This window comes from Shewanella ulleungensis, assembly GCF_014648315.1.
Classification (GTDB): domain Bacteria; phylum Pseudomonadota; class Gammaproteobacteria; order Enterobacterales; family Shewanellaceae; genus Shewanella; species Shewanella ulleungensis.
On record NZ_BMQW01000004.1, the window covers coordinates 68,253 to 94,779 of the forward strand.

Annotated in this window: 26 protein-coding genes and 2 tRNA genes; 8 read left to right on the forward strand and 20 right to left on the reverse strand. The window is 40.9% G+C overall.

The window, feature by feature from the left end; translation table 11 throughout:
* Positions 1-42 precede the first annotated feature (42 nt).
* From glsB to trmB, 3 genes are read right to left on the reverse strand one after another with little or no spacing between them, the layout of a single operon-like run.
* Complete coding sequence (glsB, locus tag IEY40_RS09240) at positions 43-957, reverse strand: glutaminase B (RefSeq protein ID WP_188955460.1); 915 nt, start codon at positions 955-957, stop codon at positions 43-45.
* A 6-nt stretch (positions 958-963) separates the two neighbouring features.
* Positions 964-1,290, reverse strand: coding sequence for a 50S ribosome-binding protein YggL (locus IEY40_RS09245; RefSeq protein WP_188955462.1), 327 nt, complete (start codon positions 1,288-1,290; stop codon positions 964-966).
* Between the two features lie 23 nt (positions 1,291-1,313).
* Positions 1,314-2,030 carry a tRNA (guanosine(46)-N7)-methyltransferase TrmB gene (trmB, locus tag IEY40_RS09250; protein WP_188955464.1) on the reverse strand — a complete coding sequence of 239 codons (717 nt, stop codon included), beginning with the start codon at positions 2,028-2,030 and terminating at the stop codon, positions 1,314-1,316.
* Between the two features lie 243 nt (positions 2,031-2,273).
* Between trmB and mutY the strand changes: the two genes are divergently transcribed.
* From mutY to IEY40_RS09270, 4 genes are all read left to right on the forward strand, one after another.
* Positions 2,274-3,347, forward strand: coding sequence for an A/G-specific adenine glycosylase (gene mutY / locus IEY40_RS09255; RefSeq protein ID WP_188955466.1), 1,074 nt, complete (start codon positions 2,274-2,276; stop codon positions 3,345-3,347).
* Between the two features lie 33 nt (positions 3,348-3,380).
* Positions 3,381-3,659, forward strand: coding sequence for an oxidative damage protection protein (locus IEY40_RS09260; RefSeq protein ID WP_160053097.1), 279 nt, complete (start codon positions 3,381-3,383; stop codon positions 3,657-3,659).
* Between the two features lie 512 nt (positions 3,660-4,171).
* Positions 4,172-4,247, forward strand: a tRNA-Phe gene (locus IEY40_RS09265).
* Between the two features lie 6 nt (positions 4,248-4,253).
* A tRNA-Thr gene (locus tag IEY40_RS09270) sits at positions 4,254-4,329 on the forward strand.
* A 460-nt stretch (positions 4,330-4,789) separates the two neighbouring features.
* Here IEY40_RS09270 and IEY40_RS09275 read toward each other — a convergent pair.
* From IEY40_RS09275 to glnB, 3 genes are all read right to left on the reverse strand, one after another.
* Entirely contained in the window at positions 4,790-5,491 is a 702-nt protein-coding gene (locus IEY40_RS09275) for a SapC family protein (protein WP_188955468.1), read from the reverse strand.
* 215 nt (positions 5,492-5,706) lie between these two features.
* On the reverse strand, positions 5,707-6,993 hold the full coding sequence (locus IEY40_RS09280; RefSeq protein WP_188955470.1) for an NAD(P)/FAD-dependent oxidoreductase: 1,287 nt from the start codon (positions 6,991-6,993) through the stop codon (positions 5,707-5,709).
* Between the two features lie 74 nt (positions 6,994-7,067).
* A complete protein-coding gene (glnB, locus tag IEY40_RS09285) occupies positions 7,068-7,406 on the reverse strand; it encodes a nitrogen regulatory protein P-II (RefSeq protein ID WP_124017158.1) in 339 nt (112 codons plus the stop codon).
* A 221-nt stretch (positions 7,407-7,627) separates the two neighbouring features.
* Between glnB and IEY40_RS09290 the strand changes: the two genes are divergently transcribed.
* Together IEY40_RS09290 and IEY40_RS09295 are read left to right on the forward strand one after the other, a co-directional pair.
* Positions 7,628-8,152, forward strand: a complete 525-nt coding sequence (locus IEY40_RS09290; protein WP_188955472.1) for a GspH/FimT family pseudopilin — start codon at positions 7,628-7,630, stop codon at positions 8,150-8,152.
* A 140-nt stretch (positions 8,153-8,292) separates the two neighbouring features.
* On the forward strand, positions 8,293-8,817 hold the full coding sequence (locus tag IEY40_RS09295) for a GspH/FimT family pseudopilin (protein ID WP_188955474.1): 525 nt from the start codon (positions 8,293-8,295) through the stop codon (positions 8,815-8,817).
* Between the two features lie 82 nt (positions 8,818-8,899).
* Here IEY40_RS09295 and IEY40_RS09300 read toward each other — a convergent pair whose 3' ends face one another.
* The 12 genes from IEY40_RS09300 to murJ all read right to left on the reverse strand — a co-directional run bounded on the left by IEY40_RS09300 (position 8,900) and on the right by murJ (position 22,823).
* Positions 8,900-9,208, reverse strand: coding sequence for a TapY2 family type IVa secretion system protein (locus IEY40_RS09300; protein ID WP_188955476.1), 309 nt, complete (start codon positions 9,206-9,208; stop codon positions 8,900-8,902).
* Positions 9,205-9,600, reverse strand: a complete 396-nt coding sequence (locus tag IEY40_RS09305) for a type IV pilin protein (RefSeq protein WP_188955478.1) — start codon at positions 9,598-9,600, stop codon at positions 9,205-9,207. The genes IEY40_RS09300 and IEY40_RS09305 overlap by 4 nt, the downstream gene beginning before the upstream one ends.
* Before the next feature lie 15 nt (positions 9,601-9,615).
* Positions 9,616-13,122, reverse strand: a complete 3,507-nt coding sequence (locus IEY40_RS09310; RefSeq protein WP_188955480.1) for a pilus assembly protein — start codon at positions 13,120-13,122, stop codon at positions 9,616-9,618.
* 2 nt (positions 13,123-13,124) lie between these two features.
* Entirely contained in the window at positions 13,125-13,556 is a 432-nt protein-coding gene (locus tag IEY40_RS09315; RefSeq protein ID WP_188956003.1) for a pilus assembly PilX family protein, read from the reverse strand.
* Between the two features lie 62 nt (positions 13,557-13,618).
* A complete protein-coding gene (locus tag IEY40_RS09320) occupies positions 13,619-14,584 on the reverse strand; it encodes a PilW family protein (protein WP_428848149.1) in 966 nt (321 codons plus the stop codon).
* Positions 14,581-15,135 carry a type IV pilus modification protein PilV gene (gene pilV, locus IEY40_RS09325; RefSeq protein WP_188955482.1) on the reverse strand — a complete coding sequence of 185 codons (555 nt, stop codon included), beginning with the start codon at positions 15,133-15,135 and terminating at the stop codon, positions 14,581-14,583. The genes IEY40_RS09320 and pilV overlap by 4 nt, the downstream gene beginning before the upstream one ends.
* A gap of 249 nt (positions 15,136-15,384) precedes the next feature.
* Positions 15,385-16,344: a 4-hydroxy-3-methylbut-2-enyl diphosphate reductase gene (gene ispH, locus IEY40_RS09330; protein WP_188955484.1), complete on the reverse strand. Its 960-nt coding sequence runs from the start codon at positions 16,342-16,344 to the stop codon at positions 15,385-15,387.
* A gap of 9 nt (positions 16,345-16,353) precedes the next feature.
* Positions 16,354-16,797 carry an FKBP-type peptidyl-prolyl cis-trans isomerase gene (gene fkpB / locus IEY40_RS09335; protein WP_268244198.1) on the reverse strand — a complete coding sequence of 148 codons (444 nt, stop codon included), beginning with the start codon at positions 16,795-16,797 and terminating at the stop codon, positions 16,354-16,356.
* Positions 16,790-17,302, reverse strand: a complete 513-nt coding sequence (gene lspA, locus IEY40_RS09340) for a signal peptidase II (RefSeq protein WP_188956007.1) — start codon at positions 17,300-17,302, stop codon at positions 16,790-16,792. The genes fkpB and lspA overlap by 8 nt, the downstream gene beginning before the upstream one ends.
* A gap of 22 nt (positions 17,303-17,324) precedes the next feature.
* Positions 17,325-20,147: an isoleucine--tRNA ligase gene (ileS, locus tag IEY40_RS09345; protein ID WP_188955488.1), complete on the reverse strand. Its 2,823-nt coding sequence runs from the start codon at positions 20,145-20,147 to the stop codon at positions 17,325-17,327.
* A 32-nt stretch (positions 20,148-20,179) separates the two neighbouring features.
* A complete protein-coding gene (ribF, locus tag IEY40_RS09350) occupies positions 20,180-21,115 on the reverse strand; it encodes a bifunctional riboflavin kinase/FAD synthetase (protein ID WP_188955489.1) in 936 nt (311 codons plus the stop codon).
* Positions 21,116-21,263: 148 nt separating this feature from the next.
* Positions 21,264-22,823, reverse strand: a complete 1,560-nt coding sequence (gene murJ, locus IEY40_RS09355) for a murein biosynthesis integral membrane protein MurJ (RefSeq protein ID WP_188955490.1) — start codon at positions 22,821-22,823, stop codon at positions 21,264-21,266.
* Between the two features lie 259 nt (positions 22,824-23,082).
* Here murJ and rpsT point away from each other — a divergent pair, with 259 nt between their 5' ends.
* On the forward strand, positions 23,083-23,349 hold the full coding sequence (gene rpsT / locus IEY40_RS09360; protein WP_160053085.1) for a 30S ribosomal protein S20: 267 nt from the start codon (positions 23,083-23,085) through the stop codon (positions 23,347-23,349).
* Between the two features lie 397 nt (positions 23,350-23,746).
* Here the strand turns inward: rpsT and IEY40_RS09365 are convergent, their stop codons facing one another.
* On the reverse strand, positions 23,747-24,043 hold the full coding sequence (locus IEY40_RS09365; protein WP_160053136.1) for an ArsR/SmtB family transcription factor: 297 nt from the start codon (positions 24,041-24,043) through the stop codon (positions 23,747-23,749).
* Positions 24,044-24,177: 134 nt separating this feature from the next.
* Between IEY40_RS09365 and IEY40_RS09370 the strand changes: the two genes are divergently transcribed.
* The gene (locus tag IEY40_RS09370) at positions 24,178-25,623 is read left to right on the forward strand and encodes a M20/M25/M40 family metallo-hydrolase (protein ID WP_188955491.1); all 1,446 of its coding nucleotides are present in this window, start codon (positions 24,178-24,180) and stop codon (positions 25,621-25,623) included.
* 108 nt (positions 25,624-25,731) lie between these two features.
* Here the strand turns inward: IEY40_RS09370 and yaaA are convergent, their stop codons facing one another.
* The gene (gene yaaA, locus IEY40_RS09375) at positions 25,732-26,508 is read right to left on the reverse strand and encodes a peroxide stress protein YaaA (protein ID WP_188955492.1); all 777 of its coding nucleotides are present in this window, start codon (positions 26,506-26,508) and stop codon (positions 25,732-25,734) included.
* Between the last annotated feature and the right edge of the window lie 19 nt (positions 26,509-26,527).

Below are 26,527 nucleotides of genomic sequence, written 5' to 3' on the forward strand. Positions count from 1 at the left end.
TATTTTGCGAATCTCAATAATAATTAATTTAGCGATATTCTGTTAGAAAATAGAACGACCCAGTTGTTGGCTAATATGTTCAAGCATTGCCGTACCAGCAAGAGAGTTACCATTCATATCCAGTTCGGGAGACCAAACGCAAATAGACATATCACCCGGTATTACAGCAATAATACCGCCACCGACACCACTTTTACCTGGCATACCAACACGATAAGCAAACTCCCCTGCGCCATCATATAAACCCGATGTAGCTAATAATGCATTAAGCTGTCGAGTTTGCACTGGTGACACCAAACTATCACCGTTTAATGTTTTACCTCGATTAGCTAAATAAAACATCGCCCTAGATAAATCCGCGCAATTCATTTTTAATGAACAATAATGGAAATAGCTTTTAAGAACTGTATCAACATCACCATCAAAATTACCAAATGATTTCATTAAATACGCTATAGAGGCATTTCGGGCACTGAACTGATATTCAGAGTCAGCTACGACTTTATCGTAGGCTACAATCGGATTTTGGCTTAACTGTCTTACCACCTCTAACATACGATGCTTGGGGGCACCTAAACGCGCTTGCAGTAAATCGGCTATGATCAAAGCACCAGCATTAATAAATGGATTTCGCGGTTTACCACGTTCTAACTCTACCTGCACTAAAGAGTTAAATGAATGCCCTGACGGCTCTTTACCTACACGGTTCCAGATTTCATCTTCGGTGTATAAATTTAATGCTAGCGTGAGGCTAAATACTTTAGAAATACTTTGAATTGAGAATGGTTCGAGGTAATCACCAGCACCGATGGTAGTACCATCAATCGTAGTAATGGCTATACCAATTTTATTGGGGTCAACATTGGCAAGGGCAGGAATATAACCTGCCACTTTACCTTTACCCAATAGCGGTCTGACTTTGTCTACCGCTTCTTGAAGTAATAATTGCTCAGGCAATTTAGTCTATCCCCACCAAATATCGTATAAGTCGCTGACTTCGATACCTGATACTGGCTTACTTTGCCAAAATGCTTTTGCAGCGGCAACGTCTTCAGCAGTACATTTACCAATGGCTTGAGTGGCAATAATACCTTCCCACTCTTTATGACCACCACCGTGGAAACCTAATTGGCGAGGTTCTATTACTTCATTGATGAACTGATCAACTAGGGCATCAATGTCAGCTTCAGATACTGACTCATCAAATACCCAGTTAATATCAAACCCGAACTCTTGAAATTCATCGACTCGTAATTTTTTACGTAAACGACGGCTACGATTTTGCGCCATGATGTACTCTCCTGTTACTTAAATTAAGCGGTACGCTCAAACATGATATCCCAAACGCCATGACCTAAACGGTGACCGCGCGCTTCAAACTTAGTTAACGGACGATGATCAGGACGTTCAACCACTGTACCAGTAGTCGATTGGTTTTTATAACCTTCAGCGGCATTCATTACTTCTAGCATATGCTCACTATAATTTTCCCAGTCTGTCGCCATGTGAAATACGCCACCGATTTTAAGCTTACGACGAACTAGCTGAACAAATTCAGATTGTACAATACGACGTTTATGATGACGTTTTTTATGCCAAGGGTCTGGAAAGAATAGCTGTAAACGCGCTAATGAACCGTCTGCAATACTGTGTTCTAACACTTCCATCGCATCATGATGATACACTCGAAGGTTGGTCACTTTAGCTTCACCTGCATCAGCTAAACAAGCACCTATACCAGGTTTATGCACTTCAATACCGATAAAGTTTTGCTCAGGCGCTGCACTGGCCATTTGCACTAATGACGCCCCCATACCAAAACCAATTTCAAGGACGGTATCGGCTTCGCGACCAAACACGTTTATTAAGTCAAGTGGTTGTGGCGTGTAATCTAACCCCATTGCAGGCCAATGTGCCTCAATTGCTTGAGATTGTCCTTTGGTTAAACGGCCTTCGCGTAAAACAAAACTTCTGATTTTACGAATATACTTACCGTCTTCGTTAAACTCAGCTGTGGTAACGTCGCTCATTATTGCCTCATTGCTTACAGACTTAACATTAATATGAAGTGAGCAGACTTTATCCACCGCTATTTACATCAACATTACGTCATTGCTATTTGTTTTAGATCAATTTAAACATTCAGTGGCGCATTATACCTAAAGTCGCAGCACATGTTTACGCTAAATTATCATCGAGATTTTCATCATGCGATAATCACGAAAATCAGACAGCCTCTTGTGTAATAAAATCGCTATGGATACACTGCGACCATGAAAAAAGTGACCCCATTTGCTGAGCGTATAATCGCTTGGTACGACCTTCATGGTCGCAAAACATTACCGTGGCAGATTAACAAAACACCCTATCGAGTTTGGGTGTCTGAAATTATGCTGCAACAAACCCAAGTAGCTACAGTTATCCCCTATTATGAAAAGTTTATGGCAAGGTTTCCAACAGTTATCGACCTTGCTAATGCTCATCAAGATGAAGTTCTTCATCTATGGACAGGTCTAGGCTATTACGCCAGGGCACGTAACCTACATAAAGCAGCTCAGCATATTCGTGACACTTTTGACGGAGTGTTTCCAACTCACTTTGATGATGTTGTTGCATTATCTGGTATCGGCAAGTCAACCGCTGGAGCTGTACTGTCGTTATCTCTAGGGCAACATCATCCTATATTAGACGGTAATGTAAAACGCGTATTAGCAAGACACGGTGCAATTGATGGTTGGCCAGGAGTCAAAACCGTAGAGCAAAAATTGTGGCAATTAACTGAAACACTCACGCCAAAAGCTGGAGTGGAGAAATTTAATCAAGCCATGATGGATATTGGCTCTAGTGTATGTACTCGCAGTAAACCATTATGTGCTCAATGCCCAGTAGCAGTTGATTGCATGGCGCAACTACAGGGAAATCAAAGTCTATATCCGGGAAAAAAGCCTAAAAAAATCACCCCAGAAAAATCTGCATTTATGTTGGTTATGGTAGATAAAAGCCAAAATACAACTAAAGTTCAGTTAATCCAACGACCTCCTGCGGGTATTTGGGGAGGCTTATGGTGTTTTCCACAATTTGAGACTCAAGCAGAATTAACTGATTATTTAAATATTCATAACTTAGTGATGTCAGAACAAGGCCTTGCAGGGTTTAGGCATACCTTTAGTCACTTTCATCTGGATATACAGCCTGTATTAGTCGAATTAACCTCTCAGTCGGCAACCAGCATAATGGAACAAAACAGCGCTCTCTGGTATAACATAGAACAACCTGCGAAAGTCGGGTTAGCGGCAGCCACAGAACGTATTTTGTCTAATTTAGCCGTACTTTTCGCGACACATTAGTTTTAATCGTAAATAAGTTAGTAAGGAATCATCATGGCTCGCACAGTTCAGTGTCTACACCTTAATAAATCTGCCGACGGCTTAGATTTTCAGCTTTATCCTGGCGAATTGGGTAAGCGCATTTATGACAATATCAGTAAAGAAGCATGGGGCTTGTGGCAAAAAAAGCAAACAATGCTCATTAATGAAAAGAAACTTAACATGATGAATGTTGATGACCGTAAATTTTTAGAAGCGCAAATGCTGAGCTTTTTATTTGAAGGTAAAGATGTAGAAATTGAAGGCTACGTGCCACCAGCTGAAGACGAATAACAGATTAATATAAACTAAGCCGCTGATACAGCGGCTTTTTTGTTTGTGTAAACCGATGATGACTTAATGCCTTCAACTACCAATACCCGTTCGACACCGACTTACAGCACATGCTATTAAGAAACACTCTGTGTGGAACAACAGGCTTATGGGGCAATAGTTACGTATCGATTTAGAGTAAAACGATCATTTACAGGCGCTATAGATCATTTAAGGGCAATAACTCTCATACTTAACGTTACTTTAATGGTTGTGAATATTCATAAATCCTATATTTGCTCAGGTTTACTCGTGATTTGCATAACTAAATAAGTATTTTTATGCTAAAAAACCATAAAAGTAGATAAAATAGCATCAGTTTGCACATTAACTAGCCGAACGAGTAAAAAGATTTAAAAAGCACTTGCACGATAAAAACCATCGCTATATTATGTGCGCACTCCAGACGAGACAGGCACTGATTACCAAGTCAGAACCTAGTTTGAAGTAGTAAACTAACGCTTAGTTTAGTTGCCCGAATAGCTCAGTCGGTAGAGCAGAGGATTGAAAATCCTCGTGTCCCTGGTTCGATTCCGGGTTCGGGCACCACAATTAGCCGGCATAGCTCAGTTGGTAGAGCAACTGACTTGTAATCAGTAGGTCCCGAGTTCGACTCTTGGTGCCGGCACCATAAAAACAAAAAAGCCACTCAATGAGTGGCTTTTTTGCATCTGACGACCCTGTATTAATAATATGACAAACGCCCTGCCTAGCTTTAATACCATTCCGCATTAGTAAATGATCTCTCAGCGAGAATTTAAAAGGGCTTAAACAAGGCGAATGACTAATGAATAGTGTTCTCTTTCGAAGTCATGCAACGCAGTGTAAGCCCTTTTAAAACTCGTCACAAAGGAATGCCCCAGCCGCTTTTGCCCTGTATTCTCGCTATTTGAAAGGGAACAACCATTAAGACATAGCAACGCCTTAAATTAAAAACCGCTGGATGCATTCTGAGTGGTCACTTATTAATGCGCAATGGTATACAACAATCTGGCTTTATCTCTTGAATGGTTAACATTAAGGTACAAATAGCGAGCCATAAAAAAGACACTCATTGAGTGCCTTAATATTAATGCGAACATATAAACAGGCTATTTACCTTGCATTTCAACTCTTGCAAGACGATTAACTTGGTTTAACGAACCTAAATGACCAAAGATTGGACCTAACAAACCACGCTTTTTCAAGTCTAAAAACTCTTCGTCAGTTAATGCATTAAGTTTTACTTCATCAATAACATACAGACCATTGATATTGCGTTTTTCGCCAGCCACATCTACCGTTAGTGTTTGATTAATCAGTAAGCCTTTTTCATTTAAAAAGCCTAAAATGCCACGAGTAGCTTGATCTTGCTCATAGTGAGTAATCAATGCCTTCTTGCGTGCTTCTAAAAACGGCGTTTCTTTTACGCCGTCAAATAATGCTTCACCGTCTGTTTTGCTAACTTCTTTTGCTCCTTCACGGATCCCAATCCACACTTTGTCTTTCACATCAGGGTTAAGCACTAATCCAAGTGGGTAATCGCGCACAACGGCTGGAATATACAAACCTTGCCACTTGCCATCTTTCACACTTAAGTTTTGTCCAGGCTTTAAACCTAGCATTGCAACTGATTGAAATTCATTAGTATCGCTATTTTTAACAAATACAATTGGGTATTCCGTTGCTGCGCGACTGATTTCATGAAGTGTTACAGGCACGATATGCTGCTCAGACACATGTGAAAAGTCACTTGGGATCAGCTTTAAATCACCATGTTTTGTTTGTTCTAATAGCGTAATTTGGTTTTGCATCTTGGCTCCCTGAGGCACTGATTATCTTCTTTGACGTACGTATAGCGTAATTGCGATACGAGAGTTAACAACTCGTTAATAACTGAAACTACCAAGATCAATCTTAAATTCAAGTACATTTAGATTAAATTGCGCTTATCGTCATCAAAAGCTGTTTTATTGTGCAACAAAAAGGGCTCTAACAGTAAAAAGCCCTTAATTGGTTAAAAGCGAGCCTAATGTAATTTAAGTTTAGGGCGCTGCCAGCGTAGTAATTTTTGGGCTATACGATACACAGTTGCAGAGAACCAACCGTACAAGCTAGCTAAGTGGCGTTGATATAACGAGATATACATTAAACGTGCAACATGGCCTTCTACGAAAAAATCGCCAGAGCGTAAATTCCCCATTAAATTGCCGACTGCAGAAAAACGACTTAATGAAACCAATGAACCATAATCTTTGTACTCAAATGGCTTTTCAGGCTGTGATTTCATTTTTAAACACAAGTTGGAATAAAGGCGGTCTGCCATTTGCGCTGCGGCTTGGGCACGGGGTGGAACAGGTTTGCCTGATGGCAATATCAATTGTGCACAATCACCTAACGCATAGATGTCATTTATTCCTTTTACTCGCATGCATTCATCTACATCTAATTGATTACGAGGTGTCACAGGAAGTTGAGTAAAGTTCTCGAATACTTTAGGGCCTTTAACACCTGCAGCCCACACCTTAATATTGGCTTTTATTACATCTCCCGTTGCGGTTACAAAGCCTTCTTTGGTGACTTCTTTAACCTGTACACCTAAATGCAGTTTGACTCCGAGCTTTGATAATACCGTTTGTGCTCTAGCACTCACTTGCTCTGGCAATTGTGGTAATATTTTATTTGATGCTTCAATGAGGTTAATGTCTAAATGATCTTTTGAGATATTTTGATAGCCATATTCTTTTACTGACTCAATCACATGATGAAGCTCTGCCGATAGCTCAACGCCTGTAGCCCCCGCACCAACAATACCGATACCTAACTGATCTTGAGTTTCATTAAGTTGAAGCAAGGCGTCCATCAATTTGTGATGAAATAAATTAGCGCTATCGAGGCTGTCTAAAAAAATACAATGTTTCTCCGCGCCAGGCGTATTAAAACTATTAGACACACCACCTAAAGCTAACACCAAAGTGTCGTACTCAATATGGCGAGCTGCGATGATTTGTTCGCCATCATCGTTATAGACGGCCGCTAACTGGATTGTTTTAGCTTGTGGATCACATTGTTCAATGGCGCCACGAATATAGCGATAGCCATTTTTAAGCCCATGATCACGATATTGTAATCCTTCGATAGATTGATCTATAACCCCTACGGCAACTTCATGTAGTTTTGGCTTCCAAATGTGTACGGTGTTCTTATCAATCAAGCTTATATCGACCAAAGAATTGTTACCGAACTTACGCCCCAATTTCGAAGCTAATGCTAAACCTGCTGCTCCACCACCTACAATAACAATTCTTTGCTGCATAAATTACCTCTAAACACCTTTTACTAACAACGTGATACAAAATAAACAAATATAAAAAAAGGCCCCTGTGGGCCTTATACTGCTTCTTCGTTCTCTTCACCGGTACGAATACGGATTACTCGCTCTACATCGGTAACAAAAATCTTACCATCACCGATTTTACCCGTTCTGGCGGTATCAACTATGACATCGATGGCTCTCTCTAGTAGCTCATCTTGAATCACTAGTTCAATTTTAACTTTAGGTAAAAAATCAACCATGTATTCTGCGCCGCGATAAAGCTCAGTATGACCTTTTTGACGGCCAAAACCTTTTACTTCTGACACTGTCATACCCGTAATGCCAATCTCAGCAAGTGACTCACGCACATCATCAAGTTTAAACGGTTTAATAATGGCTTCGACTTTTTTCATTACATACTCCTGTCATCGGCTAAATTGTTGGTTAAACATATGTCGTCGTTGACGTTTATTGCAACCAAACTGCTTGCAAATATCTTACTTTAATCTGTGGCTAATTGTCGCTGCTATTTTACGTATTTAGAAAAAGATATTTCACAGCAAAAACACTGTTCATTTTCTATACTAACTGGCCCCGTAGCAGGATGCTGCAACCAGATTAAGGATGAACTGTTATGCCTTACATTCAATCAAACAAAGGCTTTGGCCTCATTGAAGTCATCGTTACCACATTAATTGTCATGTTAATGTCACTTATTGCCATTCCATCTTTTACAGCGTTGAATGAGCAAGTGAGAGCACAGAGCAGCATTAAAGTAATACAACAGACCATACAATTTGCCCGCAACATGGCAATTAGTTACGGAACCAGAGTCACAGTCTGCCCCATTGTCGATAACAAATGCTCCTCAGATTGGCGAATTGGTTTAAGTGTATTTATCGATAGAGGTAAGAAAAATCAACTCGATGCCAGTGATAGCTTATTGCAACAGACTTCTGCATTTTATCAAAATGACTTTGTCGGCTACAACAGAGCAGCGGTGCGCTTTCAGCCAGATGGGCTTGCCTCAGGGACAAATGGAACGCTGACATATTGCCCTAGCACCATTGATAGTGAGTATTCCAAGGCGGTTATCGTTAATCAAGCGGGAAGAGCCAGAATGTCAAAGAAGAAAAATATTAAATGTAAGCCCATTTAAAAAAGTGGTTTTATCTTTAATTAATAGTGATATACATCGTTTTGAGGAAATATATTAACTAGACAATAAATAGCCAATTAAACACTGTAATTCATGCTGTGCTTCGTTATACTCTTCTTTATATAGTTGAGGATACACACATGAAAAAGTTACAGTCAGGATTTACCTTAGTTGAGGTTATGGTTACGGTTACTGTGGCGGCTATTCTTCTTGCTGTTGCGGTGCCTTCATTCCAATCTCTTTACGAAGGGGTTAGAACAAGAAGTGCAATCAGCACGATAGAATCATCATTAGTTTTTGCCAGAAGCCAAGCTGTGAGTTATGGCAGTAGAGTCTCAGTTTGCCCTATAACATCGACTTCATGCGGCAGTGACTGGACACAAGGCTTTAGCGTATTTATTGACAACGGTACTATTGGTTCAATGGACACGACTAATGGCATAGCAGATATTGTATTACGGAAAGTTGATGCATTTAATAGTAACGACTTTATTAAATCAGACCTTACCAGATATAGTTTTAATCCTGATGGGATGGGCACCAACGGCGGTAGTGGAGTATTCAGATATTGCCCAGGAAAGGTAACGAGCAGCTCTTCCGAAGCATTAAGTATCAATTCTTCAGGACGTATTTCAAAAGTCACCACCACAGTGACATGTAGTTAACCTAAGTTTGGGTTACTTCAATAAAAAAGGCTTACTTATTTAAATAAGTAAGCCTTTTTTATTTTCACATATTAATACAAGGTTAATACGTTCTTTGTGCGTCAAGCTCTCGCACTAATACATCTTTAAATACTTTATCTTCCGTTATACATTCAACCACTCTTTTAACGATCAGGCGCTCATTTGAGATGGTTGGGACATACTCTGCAAGTAAAGCGCTTTGTTCTTGTATAAGGAGAGCTTTATCCCACTCAAATACTGCGATATTAGATCCATTAGGTGTTTCTATATGGCACTTATAAGTTGTTAACGCCACTACGTCTTCTTCTGAAGCTAAAACATTAGCAGATATAAACATTGATAATAGGACATAAGGTATTACTGTTTTCATTTCCAACACTCCGTAGGGGTTTTGCTGCCTGTTGAGGTTAATGATATTGCAGAACAAGCACTATCACGACTCGCTTGAACACCTACAGCGGTGGCAGTAACAGTGTAATTATCCCCGCTTAATGTGGTATCTACTTTATAGTAAGTATTTTCTACAACCCAAGGATCAGCTGTTAAACCGAGTTTAGTCATGTCAGTGGTAAAGCTTCGGTGATCCAGATAATACTGTTCCTGTAAATTAGCAACATGCATCACACCAGCTAAACCGTCACCCCTAGCTCCTTTAGCGACAAATTGAGTATAACTTGGATAAGCAATTGAAGCTAAAATGCCTACTATCACGACAGTGATCATCACTTCAATTAATGTAAACCCGAACTGTAACTGCTTCATTATTTTTACTATTTCCTACTCATCAATATGATAATAAATTTTATTCGCGCCTAAACCACCACCGATACATTTATCATCACCAGCAGCACAGCCATCACTCTCATCATCATCTACTTTTTTCATGTCATCACCAGCAGAACCAATACCAATTAAATACATATAACTATCTGATGTACCATTTGGCGGTATCACTAACTGCGGTGTATCAGGTACTCGCGCGCCCATTTCTAAATACTCTTGAGTGTATGAACGGGTACCTTTGTGTAGATCAAAACCATATAACCGGCCTTGACCAACCGCTAGACATTGGTTTGCAGAGGTATTGTCCCCTGGGACATAGGAAGTAAAATACACTCGCCCTTGGATGATTGTAGAAGCGGATAAGCTTTTTTCTCCTTTCGCTGTGAAGTTATAGTACCAGCCTCGTTTAGTGCCAAAAGTAACATTTTCAGCTTCAGTTGTTGGTGCTGCCGAAGAAACATCATATAAATTAGACAATTCAAGTGTCGCAGGAATTTCCTTCCCTGTTGCGCCAGTAAAGGACTTAGTGACAACATTTCTGTCCTGCAGTACAAAAAACTGGTCTGAACGCGTTGTATCTAACGGATGTGGCCTGTTACCACTGCCCACTGTAACTGCATCATAAGGGATATTCTGGTACGTCAAACTAGTAGTAGTATTACTATCAGCATCCGTCACTGACACTTGAGATATATTCGTGAATACAGTTTGCGCAACTGCCGCTTCAGCAAAAAAGCGTCTATCAGTTGCTTGTGTTGAGCCGCCTAAACTCGCAAATTTAAATGCCGTCCACGGACTTGTTGAACTCGTCGGTGAAGCACTCGGTAAATCCATACGCCAAATATTAGCCCCTGTATCAGTTGCATATAATCTGTCTGTTAATTTATCACTGTTACTGTCTAATATTGCAATGCTGTTTGGAATACTATCAACAATACCAGGTAATTGCGTACCACTAGAGCCTGTACCAAATCGATACACAAGGGCGCCTGTTTCAGCATTTAAAATATAAACGCTGCGGCCGGTAGTGTCATCAGTACCAACCCCTGCACCATCTTTTGTTGAAGGGTTATACCCACCGCCAATAATAACTACCGGAGATGCAGTATCAGCAGAAGTACTGCCTGCTGGTACACCAGGAATTAACGTGACCACGGGTTCCGCCCAAGACTGGCCCATATCACTCATCCCTGTTGAACTAGGGTCAACTTTCCACATAAATTGTGGAGAGTCAGGATTAGTAATGTTAAAGGCATAATACGATTTGCCCCCACGGCGCATACCCACAAATAACCAGGCTTTATCAATAGTACCTGATGCATTACGTTTAACATATGCTACTGGCGGACTATCCATACCGTATACAGAATGAACGCCTGTTGGCACGTTTGCCCTTAACTCTCTAAGGTTAGGTAATAGCTCTTGCGGCATAAAGGCCCAAGACTCTTCAATGCTAGCACCGCTGTCTTTAAACATATGTAAAAAGCCCGCATTGGTGCCCAGTAAAATACGGATATCTGGCGAGCCATCAGTACCATAATTAATGGCTAACGGTTTAGAGTGTAATGGGTCGCCCATAATATCTGAACGTTTATCGGTGGTTGAGCCATCACTGTCTTCATCATCTACATCGATGCCAATCGTCCAATCAAATAATTTGGTCAATTCAGTTTTATCGACCCCCATGAAAGTCGCTAAGGCCGCTTCACTACCGAGACTGGTAGCTGCATTTGATTTATTGAATGTTTTTAGTGCGCCGCCAGTACCAAAATTACCATATAGCGTGCGACTAGACGTTGATTGAAGCTTGGTTAATGCCCCTCCAATTTCAACGTTATTACCATCACCGCCACCACTGGTTGAACTACAGACAGAGTCTGCTGTCCAATAGGAACATGCAGACGAAGCCAAATTGCCATCATCGTCAATAGCATCATTGCCGTTTTTATCGACAATATCACCTGTACCAGTCACCTTAAACTTTTTCAAATTCCCTACCCAACGAGGACCTTCGTTAGGTAAAAACATCGCGTAATAAACTGAATCTAACGTTTCAGTTCTATCAAAATTGTTACTGGCAATAGATGGAGAAGTGAAACTTGAATTAGTTTCTAGAATGTTAGAGAAAATCGACTGTAATGCTTCTTGTAATTTTTCAGCATTAGCTGCTGTGTAAGTTGCTCCGCCACCACGTGATGCCGTTTCTTTTAAAATACCTGCGACTGAATCTGCATCAGAACCAAAACCAATAGTGTAAGTTGAAACGGTCTGAGTACCATCAAGGCTGGTGTTGACGTCATTGGTATTTAACCAACCAGCAAGCGCTGGTAAATAGTTACCTGAATATGCGCTTGTAATACCTGAAAGTTTTTTTATCAGAGTATCAGCATTATTGTCACGGGTTGGCTCACCATCTGTCATATAAATAACATAGGCTTTATCTTGACACTGCTTACCCACAAATGGAGATGTATATTTTCCATCTTTTTCAATCGACTCGTCTCTCTCTGGAGTACGATCAGGATCATCGTCACCAAAGTACACACCTAAACCAGCAAAGTAACGATACGCTTCATATAAATTTTCACATAATGGCGTGTATCCATCTGCTGTAAACTTGCCAATAGTGGTCAATAAGCTCGACTTATTCGATTCGTTATTTGTCGTGATACCATAAACAATACGCCCACCACTTTTTGAACCATTAGCATCATTTCGGTTAAACACAGATAATCCAAAGTCAACGCCTGGAGTGGTAACAATGGTGTCTTCAATTACGCGTTTTGCCACATCTAATCTTGAATAATTTTTTTGCTTTTTAGTGCTATGATACCAACTAACATATTTTTCAGTATATAATGTGATCGGTTGCCCAATACCAAAGTTAGTTAAGTTAGATTTTTCTATTGCTGCATCTATTTCAGCTGTAGATGACGAGTTATTTGCCACGGTGTAACGTACAGGACTTGCACTCGTACCGAGCCCGTCAACAGGAAAACCATAAAAGTTAGTGCCGTTATTATAATAATTTCGCTCTGCAATATCTTCGTAACAATCAACTTGCTGGATAGAGCTTCCATCCGTTAAGGGTAATTCAGACCATACGCCATTTTCACCGACATATTTATGCTCGCGAATATATCCGGTGAACATACCATAATCTTCAAGATATCCTTCCCCGACATCGCAACCATTTACACTGTGCAAGAAAAACTGACTGCTGCTTACTTCAGGAATAGTGCTACTGCGAGTAAAATACAGTTTAGTATCACCCTTTAATGTACCATTTGAGGTATTCTCTTTTCCTCTTTCATAAGGCTCGTCTGTTTTAAAAGTAGAACTCATACTACCAGACGTATCAAAAATAATGAGTACTTGCGGTTTAGAACCCGTTCGAGCAGTAGATTCAAGTACATACAACTCAGTATCATCGGCGAAGCTGATGGATGAGTAAGCCAAAATTGCAAATAGCAATGTGGATAATAACTGTTTCAAAAACATGACTAACTCCCTGTTAACACTTCTTGTTCAATACCTGCAACTACGGTAACTAACCCCATATTGCTGCGGCCAAATGTTGAAGAGCTCGATATCTCTACTCTTCGACAACTGATTAAATTGCCTGAATTTGCTTTTGTGCTGCGTTGACAGCTCACATCGCCAACTACCATCGGTGTAATCGTATTCGACACACCGAGTGCAGCATCTACGGTTGTTGAAGCGACAGTCATTGTCGCCATCGTAGTGCCTTGATTGGCTAAAATAGCTTTATCTTGTCCACCTTGAGCAGAAGCCATCGCTTCAATTCGTTCTGAACCCGCACCTGCCATTCTCAATGACTGTGTAGAGTTCACAGCAAGTGCCACACCAATCAAGGTCATTAGCACGAGAACAATTAATGAAAAAAACAACACGATTCCTTGCTGCTTCTTTATTGATTTGATCATTTACCTGCCTTTTGATGCATCAACTCAAAATTACGTATTGAGTTACTGAATTATAGGTTGATTAAAATTGGATTTTCTAAAACGATAGTGCTCGATACCACTTTACGTCGAAAATTATCATTAAGAGGCCCGATAGTTTTGTCGCCAAGTGTATAGGTATTGTCATTGGTATAGGTTCTGTCTTCTTCACTTGAACGAACCAATAAAAACACCCTTAAAGACACTAAACGTTGAAATAATTCATTGTCCCACATTAATGTGGTCACATTTTGTACTGGCATATAGCTATCTGCAGTGCCGTCGCCATCACTATCAAAACCATACAGAATACGCATATTTTCTATGCCTTCTACGAGCTGTTCTTCGTTATTCATGCCATTGTTAATGGATAGCGTACGGCGCCTTAAAACGGGAATAGTACCGTCATCACGAATAAAGTAAACATGATGCTGATATTCCCAAATACGGCTATTAGCCAAGCCTGGCGCCGCGGCACTACCATTGAAAAATACAATTTCATTTGACGTTGATGCTGCATAATAGCGTGTTGAAGTAAGCACTGTTACTGGTGGCCCCATCAAACGCTTTATTTGAATAACATCAGTGCCGCTATTAGGTGACACACACGCTAATGATTCTGCACTTACGCCTTGCTCATACCCCCATAGCCGCCTGAAATGAGAGGGTTGTGCGTTAGGGAAACTGGCATTATTTAACCCAGCCCCTATACAATCTGCCGTTACGGCCGTAGCAGATAACGTTGTATTACTGCCAATAATAAAATCAGTACCGGTAATGTCGCCCATAAAACCAAGTTGGCTTAAGTCACGCTCCATAATAGCTAATGCTATACGGCCATTTTCTTGTAATTGATTAAATTGACTTGTCGTTGTGACATTACTTGAAGACATGCTAAACATGGTAAAAAGACCAGCCGTTAAAAACAAACTGATCAACATCGCCACCATCAACTCTACTAGTGACATACCTTGTTGTTTTGTTATTTTAATCATCATCTTATAATCGCCGTATCTACATCTAATACACGCCGTCTATCACTACTGCTTCCACAACTTTTTACGAAACTAGATTTCGCTTCAGTGCCATCTGAAGTAGCACGAACCCCTTTCCAGGTCATCACCACTGTTACATCTGTCCCAACAACACGGATACATGCTGTAGCCGAATCGAGTCCACCGACATTGTTATTGTCTGATGACTTTTCATTCTCGCCAGAAAAGGCCCGTTCCCATTGAAATAAGTCCCAGTTACGGGTTTCTATATTGGTACAGGTAGTATTGGCACCCACGGCAACATCACACGCTTTTGCTGAAGTAATGGATGTACCGGTATAAGTGCCTGCATAGTTCGCAAGTTGACCACTATTAATTCGCATACGATTAATAATATCATTGGCATAATAAGACGCTTGGGTTTGTTGAAAGGACTCAAAACTGCCTTTTTTGGCGACTAAATGCAGATTAAAAATGCCAATAAGGCCTATCACCAGAATAACCAGTGAAACCATTACTTCGATTAAGGAAAATCCATTCCTTTTAAATGACATTTGAGCCAAACCTCCATGAAAAGGCAATCAAATTTGGGTTTGCCTTAAGCTTAATCTACTGACAAATACATTAACCAATCCGTAATCATAACTGAGTTAAATGTAATCAGTAAGTAACATTGACATATATTTACATTGATTTAAAAAAGTTAACATCTAATCAGTATTATACCCGGTTTATTGCGCAAGTACAAAAAACCCGCAACCTAAAATAAGTTGCGGGTAAGCATAGTAAGGCTATTGAATTGATTAACGTAATTCGGCCGGAACGGCAAATACAGTGTCTTCTTTTCGACCTTCGACTTCGGTAATCACACTCGGTGCTAATGTAGCTATTGCGTTAACGACCTGTTGTACCAAAACCTCTGGTGCTGAAGCCCCTGCAGTAACAGCAACTTTCTTAACGCCATTAAACCAAATAGGTTCAACATCAGCGGCAGTGTCAACTAAATAAGACTGAGTGCCTGTTTTTTCAGCGAGCTCACGTAATCTATTTGAATTGGAGCTATTTTTTGACCCGACCACAATAAGTAAATCGACTTCAGCAGACATGCTACGCACCGCATCTTGTCTGTTCTGAGTGGCGTAGCAAATATCATCTTTACGCGGACCTTCAATAGAAGGGAAACGTTGTTGTAAAGCTGCAATAATATCTAATGTGTCGTCCACTGAAAGCGTCGTTTGGGTAACAAAGCATAAGTTGTCAGGGTTATTCACCTTCAGATTGTTCACGTCTTCTGGTGATTCAATCAGATAAACACCGCCATTGGGGTTATCGTATTGACCCATGGTGCCTTCAACTTCTGGGTGCCCTTCATGACCAATCAAAATACACTCAATCCCTTTACGGCTCGCGCGAGTCACTTGTAGATGCACTTTAGTCACCAGCGGACACGTTGCATCAAATACTTTTAAGCCACGCGTTTTCGCTTCTTTTCTAACGGCTTGTGACACACCATGAGCACTAAAAATAACAATGCTATTATCTGGCACTTGATGAAGCTCATCGATAAATAGCGCACCACGCTCTTTTAGGTTTTCAACCACGTATCGATTATGCACCACTTCATGGCGCACATAAATTGGTGGTTCAAATAACTCTAGGGCACGTTCTACGATACTGATAGCACGATCAACCCCAGCACAAAAGCCGCGTGGATTAGCGAGTAAAATGCTGAGTTCTGGCGATGTAGGATCAACTTTCAACATGTTATACCTTTATTCTGTAATAACACTGACCACTTCAAGCTCAAATGTAATTGTGTGTCCTGCTAGCGGATGATTTAAATCAACGGTAATCGAATCACCGGCAGTGTCACGTACAATACCCGGTATTTCACTGCCACCTGGGCCGGCAAAACTGACAATTACGCCCGCTTCAAGCTTCATGTCGGCAGGAAAACGACTGCGGTCCATGTAATGGATTGCATCTGGATTTGACTCACCAAACGCATCTTGTGGCGCTAGGGTAAATTGATGCTTGTCACCCGCCTTCAAGCCTCTAAGCTGAGCTTCAAATGCAGGGCTTAAACTGTTGTCGCCAATATTTAAACGAGCAGGCTTTCCCGATGCTTTGGTGCTGTCAGCGGTCGAACCATCCTCTAAGACTATGTTCATATGACACAGTAACGCTTGGTCATCTTGTTTTGTTAAATCAGTCACGACTAGATTGCTCCTCTGATGCTTTAGCATCGGGCTTAAATGATTCCCAAATAATCAATATTGCACCGACAAAAATACCGGCATCTGCGATGTTAAAGGCAGGGTAATGGCTGGTGTTCCAGTAAAAATCAATGAAGTCCACAACAAAGCCGTGCATTAGGCGATCCACTAAGTTTCCTAATGCGCCACCAATCACTAAGGTAAACGCCAAATTACTGCGCCACATTGTGTGTGACTGTTTACGCAGCCAAATAGTCAGTAAAGTACTAAAACCAATAGCAATTACTGCAAAAAACCAACGTTGCCAGCCACCTGCATCATCAAGAAAACTAAAGGCTGCACCAAAATTTCTCACGTAAGTGAAGTTAAAAAATGGCAGAAGTTTTACCGACTCATATAGTTCAAAATTGGCTAAAACCCATTGTTTAGATAGCTGATCGGCCAAAAACACCAATGCAGCTACCCAATACCAACGCAAGCCACTGTCTTTCCAAGTTAATGGCACAGAACTCATTATTGTCATTCCTTTAAGCGAATTCGCGTTGCTCGCCTTCACCTTCAATATTGGTCACACAACGTTGACACAATGTTGGGTGAGCTTCGATAGTGCTGACTTCTTCACGGTAGTGCCAACAACGTTCACATTTCTCAGCGTCGCTTTTAGCCACAACAAGTTTAAGTGAACTTAATTCAGTTTCGATGGCATCGCTACCCGCTTGTGACATATCAGCAACGGCAGCCTTAGAGGTAATAAGAATAAAGCGTAACTCATCACCTACTTTAGCTAACTCGGCAGCTAAATCAGCATCGGCGAACAATGTCACTTCAGCTTCTAATGATCCACCAATACGTTTGTCACGACGTGCTTGTTCAAGTACTTTGTTAACTTCATTACGGACAGTTAATAATTTATCCCAGTAATCATCACTTAAATCACTTTCGAGGGTGACCGCTTCTAAGCCTTGGTACCATTCTTGGGTAAACACATACTTTTCACGCTTGCCTGGCAGTAATTGCCACACTTCATCAGCAGTAAAGCTTAAAATTGGTGTCATCCAACGCACCATTGCCTCAGCAATATGGTAAAGCGCAGATTGACAGCTACGGCGCGCATGCCCTTCTTGCTTAGCGGTGTACTGGCGATCTTTAATGATATCAAGATAGAAGCTGCCCAACTCAACTGAACAGAACTGCATCAACTTTTGAGTGACTTGATGGAAGTTATATTGATCATATGCTTCGATAATTTCTTGTTGTAATGCAGCTGCACGACGAACAACCCAACGATCTAACGCGACCATATCTTCTGATGCAATCATATCAGTTTCAGGATTGAAGCCATTTAAGTTCGCAAGTAAGAAACGTGCAGTATTACGAATACGACGATATGCATCAGCGCTACGGTTCAAAATCTCATCAGATACGGTCATTTCACCGCTGTAATCTGTCGCAGCAACCCATAGTCGTAAAATGTCAGCACCAAGCTTGTTGATTACTTGTAATGGTGCAATCACGTTACCAACAGATTTTGACATTTTGCGGCCTTTACCATCAACGGTAAAACCATGAGTCAATACTTGCTTATAAGGTGCTTTACCATTCATAGCGGTAGAAATCATCAATGATGACATAAACCAACCACGATGTTGATCGCTTCCTTCTAAGTACAAATCAATATCATGTCCATGAAACTCTGGACGGGCAGCAACCACTGATGAAAATGATGAACCTGAGTCGTACCATACGTCTAAGGTATCGGTAACTTTACGGTACTGCTCTGCCTCATCACCTAATAATTCACTTTCATTTAAATCCCACCAAGCTTGAATGCCTTGTTGTTCAATACGATGTGCGACTCGCTCCATTAATGAAACACTGTCTGGATGCAATTCATCTGTTTCACGGTGAACAAATAATGTAATAGGCACGCCCCAGGTACGCTGACGTGAGATACACCAGTCTGGACGGTTTTCAACCATTTTCTCGATACGACTTTGACCCCAATCAGGGATCCATTTTGTTTGTTCAATCTCTTTTAGTGCTTGAGAGCGAAGACCGTGGTTGTCCATAGAGATAAACCACTGTGGCGTAGCACGAAAAATAATGGGTGTTTTGTGACGCCAGCAATGCGGGTAGCTATGACGATAAGGCACATGAAGCAATAATGCGCCTTTTTCTTCAAGTAGCTCCACTACGCTGGCATTGGCTTTAAATACATGCTGACCAGCAAAAAATTCAGTGTCTGGTTTGTAAACACCATTGTCGCCGACAGGGTTTGCAACTTCTAGACCGTATTTCTGGCCAACAATAAAGTCGTCTTGACCATGACCAGGTGCAGTATGAACAATGCCCGTACCGGCGTCCGTAGTTACATGGTCGCCAAGAATAGCAGGCACATCAAACGCATAGAATGGGTGATTAAAACGCATTAGCTCTAGCTCAGCGCCTTTCACTTCACCTAAAATAGTATGTGACTCTGCACTATAACGCTCTAAGCAAGACTCAACTAAAACTTGTGCCAAAATGAGGGTCGTTGTTTTACCTTCTTTCACAAATTCAACCAAGCTGTAATCTAACTCAGGGCTAAGTGATAGCGCGCGGTTAGCAGGTATGGTCCATGGCGTTGTTGTCCAAATAGCCATTGCCACCGGTTTAGTGTAATTTTCGACACCAAACTTAGCAGCGACGGCTGCAGCATCGACAGCAAAAAAGGCGACATCGATAGCTGGAGACGTTTTGTCTTCGTATTCAACTTCAGCTTCAGCAAGGGCTGAACCACAGTCTGTACACCAGTGCACAGGCTTGACCCCCTTATGCAAATGGCCACTTTCAATCACTTTCGCTAGCGAGCGAACAATATTGGCTTCTGTTGAAAAGTCCATGGTTAAATATGGGTTTTGCCAATCGCCTAGTACACCTAAACGGATAAAATCGTCACGCTGGCCTTCAACTTGGGTCGCTGCATATTTACGACATTCTTCACGAAATTCTGCTGCAGATATTTTAACCCCTGGCTTACCGACTTTTTGCTCTACTTTCAATTCAATAGGTAAACCGTGACAATCCCAACCAGGAATATAAGGTGCGTCAAAACCTGACATGGTTTTAGACTTAATAATAATGTCTTTTAGAATTTTATTTACAGAGTGACCAATATGAATGCTGCCATTAGCGTATGGAGGGCCGTCATGCAAAATGAAAGGTTTACGACCAGTACGGCTATCGCGGATCTGCTGATACAGTCCGTCTTCCGTCCAACGATTTAACATTTCTGGCTCGCGATTTGCCAAATTACCGCGCATCGGAAACTCAGTTTCCGGCAAATTCAAAGTAAATTTATAGTCGCTCATTGATCCCATACCGTTATTAAAGCTGATTAGTTTCAGCTAGCATCGTTGCTAAACAAAGCGCGAGCTTCGTTCGCATCATTTAAAATTTGTTTTTTTAGTGCATCCAATGACTCAAAAGGTTGTTCATCACGGATTTTTGCTACTAATTCTACTTCCACTCGTTTGCCGTATAAATCACCGGAAAAGTCAAACAAATGAACTTCTAATCTACAGGTTTGCCCATTAACAGTAGGTCTAAAACCCACATTGGCAACTCCTTCATATACATCACTGCCATCCCAATATAAACGCACGGCAAATACGCCGCGCACTGGAACCACATTTCTTTTTAATGCAATATTTGCCGTTGGAAACCCAATTGTACGACCCAGTTTTTGCCCATGAGCAACACGGCCACTTAATATAAATGGGTGCCCTAATAAGCGCCTTGCTTGCTCTAAATGTCCAAGAGCAAGGTGCTCTCGTACCGCTGTAGAGCTGACTCTTAACGAGCCCACCATAAAACTTTGAGTGCTGACGACGGTAAAACCAAACTTTTTACCCGCCTCAACCAACATTTTAAAATTACCTGCACGACCTTGACCAAAACAAAAGTCATCACCAACAACTAGGTATTTAACACCTAGTTTTTTTACCAGTAAATCTTCAATAAAGACTTCTGCAGGTTGATTGGCAAAAGCTGCGGTAAAATTTATACACAACAATTGATCAACTTTTAGCTCATCAAGCAACCTAATTTTATCGCGTAAAAGACTTAAACGGGCCGGAGCATCAGCACCACGAAAACGTTCTTGAGGCTGGGGCTCAAAAGTCATTAACGTAGCAGGCAGTTGAAAATGATGAGCTTTATTCACTAAATTGCTTATCACCTGCGCATGACCACGATGGACACCGTCAAAATTCCCAATGGTTAAAACGCAACCATGATGAGAAGGTAAAATATTGTGTATACCGCGGATTAATTCCATTGCACTCAATAACAGCCAATTGTAAATCGGCAGATTATATACCCAAACCAATGTTAGATGCGAGTTTACAACTCAGTTTATTAACGCCATTTTGGTGCATCTACAATTGATTGAATGTTAAATTACCTTATTGGATTAGTGTCGCTAATTATGCACTACGTTTAATTTTCCAAGGACGAACACCAAGTATCAATAAACTCAACAGATAAACGAGTGCCCCGCCAACAATAAGTTCAATTAACATCACCATACGTTCAAAAGTTTGCCATTCGAGCCACTCATTCACTTGCGGCATGAAATAAAGGATGGCGGCTGTCATTAAGGCGGTAGAAATCGTGACTTTGCCTGTAAAAAATAACGTCTGCTTAGTCATTTTATAGACCCCAGCACGGTGCAAACCACGATAAAGCAAACCAGCATTTAATAAGGCAGACATAGATGTTGCGATAGCCAAGCCCACATAACCAAATGGAATGGCAAAAATAAGGTTAAATACCATATTACTCACCATGGCGATAATGCCATATTTAACCGGAGTTTTGGTATCTTGGCGTGAGTAGTAACCAGGTGCTAACACTTTGATCATCATAAAACTAAGTAAACCACAGCCATAAGCAACTAGACTATATGAAGCCATTTCAACATCATTAATCGTAAATGCGCCGCGCATAAACAGCACCATTAACATGGGTTTTGCTAAAATAATTAACCCTAACATTGCTGGCACGCCTAACAACATAATCGCTTTAACGCCCCAGTCCATTGTTTGGTTAAACCCGCTTCCTTCTGCATTCACATGTTTTTGTGATAATGCAGGCAAAATGACAGTGGCAATGGCAATACCAAATAACCCCAACGGAAACTCAAGTAACCTGTCTGCGTAATACAACCAACTAATTGAACCTGTCATTAAAAAACTGGCGATAAAGGTATCGAATAATAAATTAATTTGCGAAACCGACACGCCAAACAAAGCTGGGATCATTAATGTTCTGATTTTTACGACGCCAGGATGATGCCAACCCCAAGATGGTTTAACTAAGGCTTTTTCTCGGATCAAAAAAGGAATTTGGAATAAAAACTGTATTAAACCACCGGCAAACACGCCCCATGCCAAACCTATTTCTGGGTTTTCTAAGGTATGTGCGTACCACATCGCAACTGCAATAATCGCGACATTTAAGAAAACCGGGGTAAATGCCGACACAGCAAACCGGCCTCGGGTATTTAATATCGAGCCCGCCAATGCGGTAAAAGTAATAAACCAAAGATAAGGAAAGGTAATTTTTAGCATTAATGAAGCTAGCTCAAACTTTTCAGCATTAGGGCCGTCGTTTAACCAGTCTAAAAACCAACCGCCTCCAAACAACGCCGCCAAGACAGGAGAGCAAATAACACCGAACAAAGTCACAATGGTGACCAATACACCTAAAGTACCTGCGACCTTTCCGATCAACTCGCGGGTGTCCTCAGGTGTCATTTTTTCTTGATATTCGGTTAACACAGGCACAAAAGCTTGAGCAAAGGCACCTTCGGCAAATAAGCGCCTTAAAAAATTAGGGATTTTATTGGCAAAGAAAAATACATCTGCACTGCTACCTGCCCCCATTAAATTAGCAATCACCACGTCGCGGACTAAGCCTAATACTCGCGAAATCAGCGTCATAACACTCACAATCAGACCTGATTTAAATAATTTTTTGCTCAAACAGCCCCCAGACTTACGGTCACATCTAACAAAATTAATGGGATTTATACAAATATTCGATTCTAGCTCTGTCACACAGGCACAAGAGCTGGTAGAATTGCGCCACATATTACACGAGTTGGGTTGAAGTTAGGCATGTTAGGTTGGATTAATTTATCTTTATGATGAATATTCAATCGTAGTCGTTGACAAGACGACGAAAAGCAGGCATATTCCTCGGCCTTTAAAAGTATCAAATCCAGTTTTTAGGAGTTGCACCTTGGCTAATAGCAAGTCTGCAAAGAAGCGCGCGCTTCAGTCTGAAAAGCGTCGCCAGCATAACGCTAGTCGTCGCTCTATGTTACGTACATACGTTAAAAAAGTTATCGCTGCTATCAAAAGCGGTGACCATAAAGCGGCTACAGAAGCATTCGCTACTGCACAACCAATTGTTGACCGTATGGCGACTAAAGGCCTTATTCATAAGAATAAAGCTGCTCGTCAAAAGGCACGCTTAAACGCAAGAATCAAAGCACTAGTTGCTTAATACTTACGATTTAAGATTTTAAAAAACCGGCTTAGGCCGGTTTTTTTATATCTAAAATTCACTGCTTCAACTGTTTCGCATAATAAAAATATCGACCTATTTAGCAGATATACCAGTTTACAATCCATGAAAAAGCCAAATAACTCAAGATCCAATGATGTACATATTGATTGAACTAATAAAAGTCATAATTGCTGTAGATTTGGGTAGGCTGGGTGAAGTAAATGCTGAGTTAATGTCTTAGTAGATACTCATATAAGCACAAATATTGACGTTTTGTATTGATAACGAATGCTTAGATATGGTTAAAGGATGGGTAAAAATTGATAGCGTCTCGCTCACGATAAAACGCGAAACGTCTTAATGAGTAACTCATTAAGACGTTCGTGAGATGATATTAATGGCAATACATATTATTTAGCACTTGGATCAGCTCTTTTACCTCATCACTCTTTAATGAATAAAAAACGGTCTGTGCTTCTTTCCTGGTACACACTAAATTATCTTTGCGAAGCCATGCTAAATGTTGAGATAAGGCCGATTGGCTCAATCCCAATTTTTTGTTCATTTCTCCGACACACATTTCACCTTCATTAAGAAGGTGACACAAAATAAACAATCTACGTTCATTTGCTAATGCTTTTAGCAACACTACTGCATGATCTGCTTGATGCTGCATTTTTTCTATATTCATCACGAGTATGTTCTCCTAAATCTAACCCCGCACTAATATAGCGTTCCCTTACAAATAGAGTCGGGACATAAAGCACACTTTTTGGTAGATTGTTGTAAAAAGTGAGACTTAGCTAAAATAATCAAAGGAAACTCATGAAACACTTTCAAACGGCAAGCCTCTTCGGCGCCATTTTTGTCGCGCTGGTTGGCTGTCAAACAATTTCGCCGACTAAAACAACAACCCCAAAATTGGTTATTAATAATTCAGATGATGCTCAAATTAGCCAACAATTAGCTAAACAAGCGTTATCGTCACGTTTAAGCTACGACATTGTAGAATCGCTTACGGTAGAAGTTGGGCCACGATTAGCTGGAACAGATAAAGATATTGTCGCTGTAGATTGGGCCATGGAAAAACTTTGGCTAATGGGGTTTGACAAAGTATATAAAGAGTCGGTACAAGTTCCGGCTTGGTCACGCGGCTCAGCCCACGCAAGTATCGTATCACCTTACGAGCAACCGTTAGTTGTTACAGCACTAGGCGGCAGCGTTGCGACACCGGTAAATGGTATTCAAGCCTCTATCGTACGTTTTGAAAGCCTAGAAGAACTGAAAAACGCTTCACCAGGTCGTATAGAAGGCAAAATCGTATTTATCGATCATAAAACAGAGCGTCATATTACGGGTAAAGGTTATGGCGAAAGTGTTGGAGGTCGTTCACGTGGTGCGGTGGCTGCTGCAGAAAAAGGGGCGGTTGCCATTGTGATCCGTTCGATTGGTACTGACCATGACAGAATGGCCCACACAGGTATGATGCGTTATGAAGAAGGGATCCCAAAAATTCCTGCTGCAGCCATGTCTAACCCGGATGCCGATTTAATTAATGCCATGTTAAAGCGAGATCCTAATATTGTGCTGTCGTTAAATATGACCCCAGAAAACCAAGGAATAGCGACATCATATAACGTAATAGCAGAAGTTACCGGTAGCAGTAAGCCAGATGAAATAGTATTAATCGGTGCACATTTAGATTCGTGGGATGAAGGCACTGGTGCAATTGATGACGGTGCAGGTGTCGCCATTGTCACAACGGCAGCTAAACTCATTTTAGACTTACCACAAAAACCGGCCCGCACAATTAGAGTCGTATTATTTGCCGCTGAAGAAGTTGGTATCGTTGGCGCTAAAGCATATGCTGAACAACATGCAGATGAGTTAGATAAACATTACATAGCTGCAGAGTCTGATTTTGGGGCTGGTCCAGTGTATAAAATCGATTTTAACGTTAATCCAGATACGTTTGAGCAAGTTAAGCAAGAACACTCAGCCATGACTTTGTTTGGAGTGCAATTAGGTAATAATGAAGCATCTGGAGGCCCTGATGTGTCAATAATGCCTGCATTAGGGGTACCGGTGGCATCGCTCAATCAAGATGGTACTGACTATTTTGATTATCACCACACACCAAATGACACCTTAGATAAAATTGATCCTAAGAAGCTTGCGCAAAGCGCTGCGGCTTATGCTCAATTTGCTTATATGATGGCCCAGTCAGAAATTGATTTAAGACCCATAAAGCAAAAAGAAGCTCAACATTAACAACATGGGATCTTGACAGCGGCATTAGACTAAAAAGCCCTTAGTTAATCATTAACTAAGGGCTTTTTGTAATTTATGTAAGCTGGATTCATATCAAAATACAGTTAATTATTTTTGTTCATCGCGTAAAAAAACAGGCTCTGTCGGAGTTGATTGCGCAGTGTTGTAGTAATACCCTTCAAGATCAAACTGGGTTAGTTGTTCGATGTTTTTAGGTTTTTTATCTACTATATAGCGGGCCATCAGGCCACGGGCCTTTTTTGCGTAAAAACTGATCACTTTAAACTGGCCATTTTTACAATCTTTAAATACCGGTGTGATTAACTGCCCTGCAAGTTGTTTCACCTTAACCGATTTAAAGTATTCGTTTGATGCAAGATTGACAATAATATCGTCACCTTGTTCTTGTAGTGCTTTATTCACTTCTTCGGTAATCGTTTCGCCCCAAAAAGAATAGAGGTTATTACCTTTAGGGTTAGCCAATTTAGTTCCCATTTCTAGGCGATATGGCTGAATTAAATCCAATGGTTTAAGCAAACCGTACAAACCAGACAAAATGCGCACGTGTTTTTGGCTCGCACTGATTTGTGACTCAGATAAATGGTCGGCATCAAACCCGGTATAAACATCCCCTCTAAAAGCAAATATGGCTTGCTTTGCATTCTTTAGCGTAAAGGGAGGCTGCCAGTCAGCAAAGCGCGCAGCATTTAATCCTGCAATGTTGTCGCTGACTTTCATCAAGCTGGCAATATCCATTGGCGTTAACTCTCGACACACGTCGATCAATTCTTGGCTTTGCTTCAATAAAGTCGCTTGAGTAAACGTATTGGTGATTGGAGGATTGTCGAAATCCAATGTTTTAGCAGGTGATATTAAAACCAGCATAAGTGCACTCCAAATAAAA

Excerpts from the sequence above, each read along its gene's own strand:
- IEY40_RS09245 (WP_188955462.1), bottom strand. The coding sequence starts at position 1,290 with ATGGCGCAAAATCGTAGCCGTCGTTTACGTAAAAAATTACGAGTCGAT.
- trmB (WP_188955464.1), bottom strand. The coding sequence starts at position 2,030 with ATGAGCGACGTTACCACAGCTGAGTTTAACGAAGACGGTAAGTATATT.
- mutY (WP_188955466.1), top strand. The coding sequence starts at position 2,274 with ATGAAAAAAGTGACCCCATTTGCTGAGCGTATAATCGCTTGGTACGAC.
- IEY40_RS09260 (WP_160053097.1), top strand. The coding sequence starts at position 3,381 with ATGGCTCGCACAGTTCAGTGTCTACACCTTAATAAATCTGCCGACGGC.
- IEY40_RS09275 (WP_188955468.1), bottom strand. The coding sequence starts at position 5,491 with ATGCAAAACCAAATTACGCTATTAGAACAAACAAAACATGGTGATTTA.
- IEY40_RS09280 (WP_188955470.1), bottom strand. The coding sequence starts at position 6,993 with ATGCAGCAAAGAATTGTTATTGTAGGTGGTGGAGCAGCAGGTTTAGCA.
- glnB (WP_124017158.1), bottom strand. The coding sequence starts at position 7,406 with ATGAAAAAAGTCGAAGCCATTATTAAACCGTTTAAACTTGATGATGTG.
- IEY40_RS09290 (WP_188955472.1), top strand. The coding sequence starts at position 7,628 with ATGCCTTACATTCAATCAAACAAAGGCTTTGGCCTCATTGAAGTCATC.
- IEY40_RS09295 (WP_188955474.1), top strand. The coding sequence starts at position 8,293 with ATGAAAAAGTTACAGTCAGGATTTACCTTAGTTGAGGTTATGGTTACG.
- IEY40_RS09300 (WP_188955476.1), bottom strand. The coding sequence starts at position 9,208 with ATGAAAACAGTAATACCTTATGTCCTATTATCAATGTTTATATCTGCT.
- IEY40_RS09305 (WP_188955478.1), bottom strand. The coding sequence starts at position 9,600 with ATGAAGCAGTTACAGTTCGGGTTTACATTAATTGAAGTGATGATCACT.
- IEY40_RS09310 (WP_188955480.1), bottom strand. The coding sequence starts at position 13,122 with ATGTTTTTGAAACAGTTATTATCCACATTGCTATTTGCAATTTTGGCT.
- IEY40_RS09320 (WP_428848149.1), bottom strand. The coding sequence starts at position 14,584 with ATGATGATTAAAATAACAAAACAACAAGGTATGTCACTAGTAGAGTTG.
- pilV (WP_188955482.1), bottom strand. The coding sequence starts at position 15,135 with ATGTCATTTAAAAGGAATGGATTTTCCTTAATCGAAGTAATGGTTTCA.
- ispH (WP_188955484.1), bottom strand. The coding sequence starts at position 16,344 with ATGTTGAAAGTTGATCCTACATCGCCAGAACTCAGCATTTTACTCGCT.
- ileS (WP_188955488.1), bottom strand. The coding sequence starts at position 20,147 with ATGAGCGACTATAAATTTACTTTGAATTTGCCGGAAACTGAGTTTCCG.
- ribF (WP_188955489.1), bottom strand. The coding sequence starts at position 21,115 with ATGGAATTAATCCGCGGTATACACAATATTTTACCTTCTCATCATGGT.
- IEY40_RS09365 (WP_160053136.1), bottom strand. The coding sequence starts at position 24,043 with ATGAATATAGAAAAAATGCAGCATCAAGCAGATCATGCAGTAGTGTTG.
- IEY40_RS09370 (WP_188955491.1), top strand. The coding sequence starts at position 24,178 with ATGAAACACTTTCAAACGGCAAGCCTCTTCGGCGCCATTTTTGTCGCG.
- yaaA (WP_188955492.1), bottom strand. The coding sequence starts at position 26,508 with ATGCTGGTTTTAATATCACCTGCTAAAACATTGGATTTCGACAATCCT.